Annotated in this window: 8 protein-coding genes; 5 read left to right on the top strand and 3 right to left on the bottom strand. The window is 65.1% G+C overall.

The genetic code is table 11. The annotated features are described in order from the left end of the window. Window positions 1-53 precede the first annotated feature (53 nt). The 3 genes from ABGB11_RS03035 to ABGB11_RS03025 all read right to left on the bottom strand — a co-directional run bounded on the left by ABGB11_RS03035 (window position 54) and on the right by ABGB11_RS03025 (window position 6,100). Window positions 54-1,124: a restriction endonuclease gene (locus tag ABGB11_RS03035; RefSeq protein ID WP_347628496.1), complete on the bottom strand. Its 1,071-nt coding sequence runs from the start codon at window positions 1,122-1,124 to the stop codon at window positions 54-56. 116 nt (window positions 1,125-1,240) lie between these two features. Then, window positions 1,241-3,970: a hypothetical protein gene (locus tag ABGB11_RS03030; protein WP_347628494.1), complete on the bottom strand. Its 2,730-nt coding sequence runs from the start codon at window positions 3,968-3,970 to the stop codon at window positions 1,241-1,243. An 885-nt stretch (window positions 3,971-4,855) separates the two neighbouring features. After that, a complete protein-coding gene (locus ABGB11_RS03025) occupies window positions 4,856-6,100 on the bottom strand; it encodes a hypothetical protein (RefSeq protein ID WP_347628492.1) in 1,245 nt (414 codons plus the stop codon). Between the two features lie 222 nt (window positions 6,101-6,322). On the opposite strand from ABGB11_RS03025, the gene ABGB11_RS03020 reads away from it, so the two are divergent. Genes ABGB11_RS03020 through ABGB11_RS03000 form a run of 5 tightly spaced genes read left to right on the top strand, consistent with a single transcriptional unit; the run spans window position 6,323 to window position 11,781 of the window. Beyond that, window positions 6,323-7,615 carry a helix-turn-helix transcriptional regulator gene (locus tag ABGB11_RS03020; protein WP_347628490.1) on the top strand — a complete coding sequence of 431 codons (1,293 nt, stop codon included), beginning with the start codon at window positions 6,323-6,325 and terminating at the stop codon, window positions 7,613-7,615. A 19-nt stretch (window positions 7,616-7,634) separates the two neighbouring features. Next, window positions 7,635-8,354, top strand: coding sequence for a toll/interleukin-1 receptor domain-containing protein (locus ABGB11_RS03015; RefSeq protein ID WP_347628488.1), 720 nt, complete (start codon window positions 7,635-7,637; stop codon window positions 8,352-8,354). Beyond that, a complete protein-coding gene (locus tag ABGB11_RS03010) occupies window positions 8,351-10,258 on the top strand; it encodes a hypothetical protein (protein WP_347628486.1) in 1,908 nt (635 codons plus the stop codon). The genes ABGB11_RS03015 and ABGB11_RS03010 overlap by 4 nt, the downstream gene beginning before the upstream one ends. A 25-nt stretch (window positions 10,259-10,283) precedes the next feature. Beyond that, entirely contained in the window at window positions 10,284-11,342 is a 1,059-nt protein-coding gene (locus ABGB11_RS03005; protein ID WP_347628484.1) for a hypothetical protein, read from the top strand. Continuing rightward, a complete protein-coding gene (locus ABGB11_RS03000; RefSeq protein WP_347628482.1) occupies window positions 11,332-11,781 on the top strand; it encodes a hypothetical protein in 450 nt (149 codons plus the stop codon). The genes ABGB11_RS03005 and ABGB11_RS03000 overlap by 11 nt, the downstream gene beginning before the upstream one ends. Window positions 11,782-11,812: the final 31 nt, after the last annotated feature.

Raw genomic sequence — 11,812 nt, 5'->3', positions numbered from 1 at the left:
CTGGGAAGTGACCCGTCGCACGATCGTCAGGCCGGCAGCATCAGGGAGCCCGCCTACCCTTCTGTTCCCGGACGGGACAGCGAACTCGGCTCGTACTGCAACTGGTAGGTGCGCACCCCGGCACCGTCCATGCGGTAGAGCGTGATCGTGGACAGGAACTGCTCCTTGAACTGGGTAGTGCGACGGCGCTCCTTCTCCCCTATGCCGCTGATCCACTCCTCGATGTGCTCCGGGATCTTGAACGTCAGCTCGTACGCGCCCGCCGCGTCCGCAGGCGACAACGTCCATTCAGCAGCAGCACCGGTCCCGCGGCGCCTGATCCTCACCGGATGATCCGGCCTCGTCTCCGCATACGCCAAGAACCGCCGGTGATCGTCAACAGCCAGCGGAAGAATGAACGGAGCGGAGGGAAACCCCAGCAGCAGTTCCGCTTCGCTGCGCTGCCCCAGCACGGCGGCGAACTGTGCGAGGGCCACACCGGCGGCCTGCCTGAACTTCCCTTCGGGGACCGAAGCGGGGGGCAACAAATTCAAGGGCGAGGTTTCCAGAGCCTTCCGCAGTTCCGTCCGCATCCACGTCACTGGGAACGGATCTGACCCAGGCAGATGCTGCTGCGCCCCGTACAAACTCGAAGCCGTCGTTCCGATCAAGCCGAGCAGCCAGGCAAAGGATGCACCCGACAGGTCCACCAGGGAGATTTGATGTGCGAGCGCGTACCTCTGGGCGTCTCTCGTGAACCCGTTCGCCGAGAACAAGGCATAGGAGTACTTATACCGCTGTCGGGGGCGTGCACCGTCGTCCGCCATGAAGTTCTCGTTCACATCGTGTATCACGCCGTGAGCATTACGAACGGTCTCCAGCCCGCAACTGCCCTGGTAAAACTTGGCCTCCAAGAACAGCCTCACCGGCATGGAGAACGCCGGAGTGAACGCGAACTCGCCGAGCACGTCCACTTGATGCTGCGCACCCCGCCCACGAACCCGAAGTGTCCCGCCGTCCCTGATCAACTCAGCAGGGTCCTGGTCTGCATGGACCAAGAGCCGGTATCCGCTGAAGCGCAGCATCCAAGCCAGCGACTCTTCGAGCAGATAGCCCCGCAAGGCGGATTCCCTGATCAGTTCCAACGCCTCCGACCTGCATCCGTATCGTCCGCTACATCTTCAGCCAGCGGCACCACCAACCGCGTGCCGCGCTACTCGGAACGGACCGGTCCGAGTAGCGCGGCACGCGCCGACAGCCGTCACATTCCAGCGACGTGCTGCAGCGTGCTAGCCGCCAGCGCCGTGCCGATTCCGGTCGCCACCTGGAGCGCCCAGCCGCCCGCACGTGCCAGCCTGCTCTGGGCACCCTCCTGGTCGCCCTGCCGGAGCAGTTCGACGGCCTGGCTGACCTCGGCGACCGCGACGTCCTGTTCGGCATTGGCCGCCTGCTCGCGCATCGCGTCCCGCAGGGCCACCAGTTCTTTGATGAGTTCCGCCAGCATGCCGGGAGCGGCGATGGAGCCCGCGAAGGTATTGTTGTGCGAGGAGGCGTTTTCGCCCATCGCACCGACCAATCCGTAGTTGTTGTAGTTGCTCGTCATGTAAGGGCCTCCTGCGGCGTTGGCATTCACGGTGAGGATCAGTGAGGGCTGCTGCGTCCCGGGTTGTGTGCCCTTTCCATCGTTCTCGGGAGGGGACGGCGCAACGAGGGGGAGTTCGATCTCGTACTCCTCCATCAGTTCGGCGACCGGCATGCTGTCCGGCGAACGGTGCAGGTCGAACGGCAAGCCGGTCAGTGCCCTGGGCAGCCACGGGAAGTAGAAGGCCGGGTATTTGTCCGGGGCCTTGGGGATGTCGTCCCATATCCTCAGCCACAGCCGGTCGTCGGTTTCCGCATCGTCGGGCAGGGGCTTGTCGAGGCAGCGGCTGAATTCCTTGCGGGCACGTTCGTCATCGTCCGTGCATAGGGCGACCATCCCGCGCAGCCAGAAGGTGCTCTTATTGGGCGGCAGCTCGGCCTGCGCCAGGATTTCGGCGGCGCGACGCGGCTCGCGCTCGCAAAGCCAAGCGAAAGCCGCCTGCGAGATCAGGGCGTGCGTCCGTGGGTTGGACTGCGCGAGCTCCGCGGCGCTGGCGAAGTCGTTCAGGATCTGCCGGCGGATCACCTCGCAGAGCAGCAACTGTTCGGTCACCAACGGCGAGTTCACCGCCATGATGGTCTTGCGGTTCTCGTCCAGTTCCGTGGGGTCGTGTCGGCCGAAGGCGATGAAGATCGCCTGCTCGATCAGGCGCTCGGAGTTCTCGACCCCGGCGATCTCCCTGTAGCCGTCACGCAGCAGTCTTAAGGCGTCCACCTGCCGCCCCGCCGTGCACAGGACGAACGCGGTGAAGGAATAGATGCCGTACTTGTTCCCGGCGGGGAGGCTACTTCGCCCCTTGTCCATCAGGCGCAGGGCACGCGCCTGGTCCCCTAGCGCCATGAGGGCCTTACCTGCAGCATGGTAGAGCTGGTAAGCCATTGCCGGGGGCACGGCGTCCACCCCCTGCATCAGGGCGGCCTCCACGGCGGCGGCGCCTTCGAGCCGGCCGGCCAACTGGATCCGCGTCCGCCATGCCCATAGGTCCCTGGTGGCGCGGCTGGCTATGGTCAACTGCTGGAGCGCGATGCGGTCGTCGTCGCGACCTCCGCGGGCGAGCAGCAGCTTCGCCAGGAATATCCGGACGGGGGCCTGCACCTTGGTCTCCTCCGCCAGCGCCGCCATGAGGGTCGCCGTCAACTCCTCGATCCTGCCCGGGTCCTCTGGGACCTTCGCGGAACTGCGGTAGGCGGACAAGACCATGCTTCGGAAGGCGTGCGCCACCTCGTCGAACTCCCGCGTTCGTTCGGACTTCAGGAGGTGGTAACGGGCCTCTACGAACTGGGGCGCGAACTTCAGGGTCGCGCCCGAGCGCGCCCGGAAGTGACGCACGTAGAAATCGGCGGCCCGGCTGTGCGCGGCAAGCTCCTGCTTCGGGCTTCCCCGCAACTGGGCTCGGAGGATCTCCCGCGCCACCGGGTTCAGCGAATACCACTTTCGGTTCCGGGTGAGAATGAAGCGCGACCTCAGGCGCTCACGTGAGACCTCTACGTTGGTCACCAGGCGGCGCAGGTTGTCGATGGCCTCCTTCTGGAAGGGCCTGCGGTACACCGAAAGCATCTCCAGCAGCGTCCCTGAATCGGGATCCAATCGGTCAAGGATGCGGTGCAGGAACTGCCGCTCCAGGCGTTTGATCAGTTGTGGGGAGGTCGCCTGGTCACGCATGTCCCAGGAGGCCTGGTCGAGACCAATCAGGTCCTCCAAGGGGTCGTCCTTGAGGCAGGAGACCAAGATGCGCATGGCCCGCCCGTTGTATCCAAGCCACCGGACGACGTCGGCACGCTGCGGCGGCTGGATCTCCGCTTGAAGGCCCTCGTCGGCAAGGAGCATACCGAGATATCCGACGGCGTCGGATACGCTTGGCTTGGCGACCTGCCTGATCCTGGCGTTCTCGAGCCATGGCGCGTCGCCGTCCAGGCTGATGCTGCTTACTAGCAGCAGTCGCCCCCGGGTCAGTGGACTGCGGCCGATCTGCTTGATGAACTCCGCTAGCCACGGATCGGGCAATCGGGACTCGGGGTCCAGCAGGACGTCGAAGTCGTCTACCACGACCAGGCAACTCTGCTTCATCGCGGCTGCGAATCCGGCGCGCAGGTCCGGTTCGTTGGCCATCGCCGGAAGACCGCCCTGTTCGAGACCAGCCGCGATGTCCAAGAGGATTTCATCAGACTCCGCCATGCCCGGTGAGACCGCGACGAACGCGTTGGGGACGGTCGCGTTCCGGGCTACCTCCATGGCGATCCTGCTCTTCCCGACGCCGCTGAATCCCTGGATGACGCACACCGACTCACCGTTCTCCTGCCAGTCGCCCATGAGCCAGGCAAGGAGCTCGTGGTCAAGCAGATCAGTCAACCAGCCACCCCGTTATCAGTCGTAAGCACGCAAACCGCACATGGAGAGCAGTCGCTCGTCCCCCGAGACGCTCCACCCCTTAGCAGAACCAAGAAGAAGCACCGTAACACGCCATGAATGCCGCCACGGCGCACAATCAGACAAACATCTCCAAGGGCTTCGGCTTGCTCGACCACCCTCTCCACAGGAAGGGTTCTCACGAGGCTCTCGTAGCGACTCGCGAGCCGCCTCAAGATCGTCAGCGTCATCGGCCGCCACCGCGGCAGCCCACTCAGTCAGGCAGCCAGACCAGGGCGCTCGCGCCCGCGGCGCTGAAACCCCCGGCGCACTCGAGCAGGGCATAGTTGACGACCCTCCGATGCTGCCGACGGCCACGGACAACGCCGACGCCGCCGCCACGCGATGCCGTGGGCCGCCACAGCCTGTCACGGCTCGCCCACCTGACCCGAGGCGGTCCCAACCGAATGGACACACTCCCTACGGTTCGAGGGGATGGACACGTAGGCCCTGATCACCGTCATGACAGGAACTGTCGGCGGAGCCACATACTCTGTGTAGAGGGGATTTGGATAACTGGGGCAACGGCAGTGACTGATGACGGCTTACCTGATCATGGCGGACGAGTCGGTCCTGGAAAACGAAGCGGCGTCGTTCTCACGGGCGATCACCGAAACGATCAAGTTCTAGCCTGGTGGCTGCTGGGTGTTCCAACGCCGTCAGTCAGAAGTCCGGTTGATAGCCCTCGGTTATGGCGTGCCGAGGCCCAGGCGGGCGTCATCGACCCAGCGGGTTGTAAATGTGACCCGTCTGGAGCGCGTGGACGAGGAAGCCGATCTTGAAGAGATCCTCGCACGGCTCCAAAACCAGGGCGCTTCAAACCGGCGACTAACTCGACGACTCTGTCGCCGGCGGGACACCGCACCGCTCGCAGCCGTTCGCATGGTCGTCCCGACAGACGTAGCCGATGGCACCTTCCACGCACCATTCGGCAGCTGCTTCGGACAGCAGGTCCGGCCCGGCAAGCAGGAGCCGACGCAGTTCAGCGTTGTCCGCAATGTCGGCCGGACGGCTGGTGAACCACTCGTCGAACCAAGGCTGGTCCCGGTGCACGCGCCAGTGTCCGTGATCCCGGTCGTCGACTGCGGCAACGAACCGATCGACGATGCGCCTCCAACTAGGTGCGCCGAACCAGCCGTTGTCGAACGCGCAGAAGAATCCGATCAGGGTCCGCAGGCCGAACTCCTGCTCGTGGAGGCGGTACGCACGGCCCCAACCGATCGCGTCCTGTGCCATCTCCGCGAGGTCGTCGCGCGGATCATCCTCGTGCGCCGGGTCGTCAGGGTTGTGGCAGGCCAACCCGAGCTCGAGCACGGACTGTCCAGTCGGCAGAACCCGAGACGGCTCGACGATCGCGAGACCGACATCGACCCAGTCGACATGGTCAAACGACAGCATCGAGCGCACGAGCCGGGTGGTCGCCGCGTTGATCCGCATCATCGTGCCGTCGTGCAGCGGGCTCCTGCCGGCATGCCAGTTCTCGACAGGCGTGTTGCGCCACAGGGCGAGCGTGATCCGGGTGGCGGCGAGCCATAGCAGAGCGTCGTCGTCAAGGTGCCCGAACCGGCTGGCGCACTCCTGGGCGCCGTACCGGATCAACTCTCGCTGGCTCGGTCGCGCGTGACTGTCGGGCCTTTCGGGTTCGACGTACTCGTAGTCGGTGGCGTACTCGTCGAGGATCTCGTTGAGCTCGGCTGCACTGTCGGCGACGTCGTACTCGAAGCCGTCCGGCCCATTGACGGTGTACACGTCGTGGTCCCACGTAACTTGCACGTCGCCCCAGAGCACGACGGCGTCGCACTTGTCGATGGCACCGTCAGTCACTACCGGCCTGATCGTGATCGGTGCAGTTCGCCCATCGGTCCGCCCGTCGTCCTGTTTGGCCGCCCACGCGGTGATGACGCCCAGCGGCTTCGGGACGAAGGGACCGACCTCGGTGAAGCTGAACGGCTCGTCGTTCTCATCGGTGTCGAACCGGCTGTTGATGAACGCGACCGCCTCGGCAGGCGTACTGACGATGGCCTCGGCGCCACTGTCGTTGTCGACAACTCGCCACAACACGCTGTTCTTCACGACGGTCTCCGATCGAGGTGGGGACACCGGGGCTGGCAGGACGCCGAGTTGCTCGGCGCTGACTCAATCATGTCTCCGCTTATCGACAAGAGCGGCGACTTCCTATTGCCTTTGAAGAGGAAACGGGAAACGTCCATATCGCCTTGCCCTCCCAGCCCGGGGTCCCGCAGTCTTACTGACGGTGACTCTCGGCTGTTCGGACAGGCAGTGACGGAGGTTGAGGTGGTCCAGCAGCCGACTGACTTCGGAGCAGAACTTCGACGACGGCGCCTGGAAGCCGACATGACGCTGACGGGGCTGGCCCAGCGGGTCCATTACAGCAAGGCCCAGCTGAGCAAGGTCGAGCGAGGCATCAAGAAGCCCAGCCGTGAGCTGGCCCGCCTCTGCGATGCCGCGCTCGCCGCCGATGGAGCGCTCGCCGCCCTGGTCCCGGAAGACCCTTCCGGGATTGGAGTCACCGTAGATGCAAATGGTGATGAAGAGGTGTGGCTGATGATGTTGTCTTCACAAGGTCAAAGCCGGTTCCAGCCGATGAGCCGACGACAGGCGGTTGCGGCCGGTGCCGTGTCGATCGCGGGTGTGAGCATCGGCCTGCCTGCCGTTTCCACCAACGTCGAGGACACGACGCTTGTCGGGACATTCCAATCTTTGTTCGATCAATATCGACAGCTCGGTCAGACCACCAGCCCCGGGCTGCTGCTACCCGTTCTCATCGCACAGACCCACGCGCACCAGGAACTGTCAAAGACCGCCGGTGCACACACGCGCAAGGCGTTGTTACGGCTCGGGTCCCGTTACGCCGAGTACATCGGCTGGTTGGTTCAGGAGACCGGCGACGAGCATGGCGCGCTGTGGTGGACCCAGCGTGCCGTCGACCTCGCCGACGCCGGCGGTGATCACCATCTCGCTGCCTACTCGCTGGTCCGGCGCGCGCTCGTCACGCTCTACCGCGGCGACCCCGGGCAGACGATCGGACTGGCCCGGCAGGCGCAGAGCGGTGATGTGTCACCGCGGATCCGTGGCCTGGCCGCACAACGGGAGGCCCAAGGACACGCCCTCGCCGGCGATTACCACGCTTGTATGCGGAGCCTGGAGCAGGCCCGCGCCCTGCTCGCCCGCCCAGGGGAGGGCTCGGGTGCCCCGGTCATCGGCACCACGAATCTGAACGATCCCGCCGAGATGGTCAAGGGCTGGTGCCTGTACGACCTGGGGCGGCCACGCACCGCCGCGCAGATCATCGAAACACAGCTGGCACAGGTGCCCGAACAGGCCCTGCGTACGCGAGTCCGCTTCGGCCTACGGCGGGCGCTCGCCCACGCAGCGGACGGCGAGATCGACCATGCCTGCCAGCTCACCCGGGATCTGCTGTCAGGCGTCACCACGCTCGGCTCGGCGACCATCGCCACCGACCTGCGTGCTCTCGCGCGCACGCTGTCTCGCCACCCCAAGAACCGATCGGTGCGCGCGCTGGCACCCGCACTCGGTACCGCCCTAGGGACCACCACCCGCAAATGAGGAGACCACGATGCATGGAGTGTTCATCAACTACCGCACCGGCGACGGCGACGAGGCAGCCACGATACTGGAACAGGGACTGTCCCTGCGGTTCGGCAAGGAGCGGATCTTCCGCGCCACCACGTCCATCCAGCCCGGCCAGGCCTACCCGGAAAGACTCCTCAACGCCGTATGCAACAGCGCGGCCCTCCTAGCCATCGTAGGCCCCGACTGGGCTCGCGACCCCCGGCTGCGCGACGAGAGCGATTGGGTACGCCGGGAAATCCTGGAGGCCTACGCCTCGAAGATTACCGTCATCCCGATCCTCAAGGGCCGCGGAACCGAACGCCTGAAAGCCGCGGAGCTGCCGACCGAACTGGAACGCCTGGCCGATGTCCAATCCCTCAGGCTGGACCCGCGCGACAGCGAGATGGACATCAGACGCATCGGCGACTTCCTTGCCGAACTCGTCCCGGTCCTCAGGAAGGCGGACCGGCAAGCCGCCCCACCCCCCGACACCGGCCCCGTATACAACACGGCGCGCGACACCCGCGGGACGGTAATCCAAAGCCGCCATGTACAGGGCGACGTCGGCACCGTCATCAAGGGCAATCAGGGTCCCGTCCACGCCGGGAAAGGCGATATCAACCAGAACACCCAGCATTTTTCCGGTGACGGAGCGACGTACATCCACGGCGATAACCACGGGGGCGTCGGTCACCGCTTCGGCCAGGCGCGCGGAGACGAGGAGGAGCGTTGAGCGACTCTTTCGAGGCGCACGCCTCCGGCTTTCACGGAGGCATGCACACGGGAGCCGGAGACATCAACAACATCTACTACCTGCCGCGGACCGACCCCCTCGGAGCCTCTCCCCGTAAGCAGCCCACCGACGAGTTGCGGTGGTTGAGACGGCGCTTCGTTGAGCCAGCGGGACTGGGCAAGGCACGAGACATCCTGGAGACCTCCCGCACCGTGTTCCTTGACGGGCTCCCGGGCAGTGGCAGGGTCGCCGCGGCGAAGATGCTCCTGTGGGAACTCGGGGTCGATCGGAGGCAGATCCACGAACTGGTGCTACAGGAGAATGCACCGCGCATCGATCGCAGTCATGTCGGCGACGGCGACCTGGTGTGGCTGGATCTGTCACGGGTCGCGGGGCGACGGTGGGATGAGGTCCAGGACGAACTGTCCCCGCTACGCGCGACGGTGCACGACCATGACGCGCATCTCGTCGTCGTCCTGCCGGACAGGACCGGTCATCTCGGTTCAACCCTGGACCGATACCGCATCGAGATACAGCGCCCGGCCGTCGATGAGGTGTTGTCCCGCCACCTGTTGGCGGAAGACATTCCTCGACCGGCTCCGCTTCCTCCGCTACGTTTTCTGGACGCGGACCGCCGCATGGACGAGGTCGACAAGTATGTCGGGCTGATCCGCAGGGCTCGCGACGAGCGCCGTGAGGGCAGCTTCATGGCCTGGTGCGATGAGGCCTATCGGGCGCTGTCCCGCCAGGCGCGGGACGTGGCCGAGCAGGTGGCCGAACTCGCCGCGGGCCCGCAGCGCGCACTGCTGCTCGCCGTCGCCATGCTGCACGGAGCACACGCCGACGTGATCCACCGGGCCGACGCCAGTCTTCTCACCGCTGTCGCACATCCGTGTGAGGACAGCCCGCTTCTGGAGCGTGTCCCCCTCGACCAACGGCTCAAGGAGATCGGCGCAGAGGTCGATTCTTCCGGCCGCGTCCAATTCGAGAAGCTCGATTATGATGCGGCGCTCCGTTCGTACTTTTGGGCTCATATGCCGGAGCTCCGCGACGCGCTACAGGATTGGGTGAAGCAGACCGCCGACTCATCCGACCTCTCCGCCGGCGAACGGAGGAATCTGGTCGAGCGGTTCACCGAGTTGTGCTTGAACGAGCGCTACCGGCCGACACTGGTATCTCTGGTTGAACAGTGGACCGCAGATCCCACGACGACCCGCAAGATGGAAGCGGCCGCTCTGGTGGTGCGGCGCGGACTTCGGGACGAACAGCAGGCCCGCTCCTTCCGCCGGCAGATATACACCTGGGCGCGTACGGACAGCCTCTCTCAACGGCTCGCCGAAGTGATCATCGTGGCGTGCCGTGACGAGATGATGGCGAGGCATCCCGACGAGGCCCTGGTCCGGCTGCACCACGTTGCGAGGCGAGAGCGCGGAACTCGGGCAGGCGAGACCTTGGTCGAGCTGGTCAGCGGTGCGCCTCGGCTCCGTCGGCAGATGCTGACCCGTCTCACGGATCCGAAGTTCGAACGGGGCAGATGGCACCGCGACATTGACCTGTTCCTGCAACTCGCCGACCCCGAAGCGCTCACCGACCCTGGACGACGCGATCACGCTCCCATAACCGAAAGCACGGTGCGCCAACAGTTGGCCACCGGCTGGTCGCTGGTCTTCGCGCGCTGTCCGCATGATGTGTGGACCCCGGCCATCCGGCGGTGGCTGCATGTCGCCGCCACAGACGAACGGCATCGGCACGCGCTCCTCGACATCCTCGTAGGCGGAGGCGAGGAGGAGGCCAGCGTTCTTGCTCGGCTCTACGCGATGACGCGCGAGCGGGAAGCATGGGCACCGCTCGGTGACCTGGTCATCCAGGACATCAACACCGTCTGGGGAGCCCGGACAGCATGACTCACGGGAACGAACGGAGAGCCCCATGAACACCGGCCGGAACACCGCGACACTGTACTTGGCGCTCACCGGCGGAGCGATCCTCATCGGCCTGATCCTCTTCGCCCCCTGGCCGCTATTGATCTCACTCGGAACGGCGGGCGCGCTCGGCGCCGGCCTGCTGTTCCTGACACGGCCAACCGGGCAACGAGCCGCCAGAACCTCGCGCTCCGAGCCCATGTTCGGGAACGCAGCCGACCCGGCGGCGAACGTCAGGAGGTCGCGCGTCACCGACATCCTCTTGCCGACCGACCTGCCCGACTACCACTTTCTGTTCTCGGCCACGGTGATCTGGTCACCGACTCCGGCCGTGACGGACGAGTCCGCGATCAATCCCGCTGCCCTCGCGGTCGACGCCGTGGTGAAGCGCGCCCGAAAGATCACCGAGTTACGAGATCCAAGTCACGCCTCACTCGTCCGGCACGAACTGGCCGGCGCGCTCGGAGAGATGCGGACAGACAGCACAGGACGACTCCGAACGATGGCCGAGTCGGTCCAACTCGTCCTTCCCGACCACGATCAGGAGCGGCTGGACAAGCTCGCCACGGTCCGCAAGGAAGAAGCCGTCTGGGAGCACGAACGCAAATATGAACTGAGCAAGCGCGACTACCTCGGCGGAGACGTTTTGAAGAACCCCGGCAGCGCCGTGGTCTGGTGGCTCGCCAGGAACGACTACCAGGTGGAGAAGACGGTCAACGACATCGGTCTTCTCGTGCAACTCTCGTCCGCCGCCAATAACAGCGATATGCCGGAGGCGTTCCACTCGTTCATCTCAGGATTCGCCGCACCGAACGGCCAACCCGGCACGAACGGATCAGGTACGGCTTGGCCGTCAGAGCACAAGGAGTCCGCCGGCGACCTCTTCGATGCCCTCCTGCACGCGATACAGCTGGACGAGCACGACCCTCAGCGCCGCCTGTTCGCCCGGCAGGTGGCCGACTGGGCCAACGCGCACGGATGGCAGGAACTGGCAGAAGAACTGATACGCCGATACGACACGCCAGCCGACAACGAGCCCGCAGGAGAGGCAGACGATGGAAGCTGAACTGGCCGCACTGGCAAGCAGTGGAGCAACCGCACTCGTCGGATTGATGATCTCCGATTCCTGGGCACAGGTGAAGGGCGGATTCGCACGAATGCTTGCTCGGTCCGCTCCCGCCGAAGCGCCGCTGGAGGAACTGGAGACATCACGGACGGAACTTGTTACCGCCCACCTCGAGCATGACGACACGAAAATGGCAGCCATAGAGAGCCATTGGCGCTCTCGCCTGGAACTCCTCCTACGCTCAGACGAAACGGCCGCAGATGCACTACGACGCCTTCTCCCTGTGCCCACACCGTCTCCCGTGAAGACTATCTCCAACTTCAACAGCGGAGACACGCATTTTGGCTCCATCATCCAAGCGGGGCATATTTCAGGAGCGACTTTCCACATGCCGCCGACGTCCGGTGAGCGCATCGACAAAGATGATGGGCCCCGATAAAGAGTCGAATACTCGACTTTTCGAGCACCGC

The sequence above is a fragment of the Actinomadura sp. B10D3 genome, from assembly GCF_039871695.1.
GTDB classification, from domain to species: Bacteria; Actinomycetota; Actinomycetes; order Streptosporangiales; family Streptosporangiaceae; genus Spirillospora; species Spirillospora madurae.
This window is presented reverse-complemented; position numbering and strand designations above follow the sequence as displayed.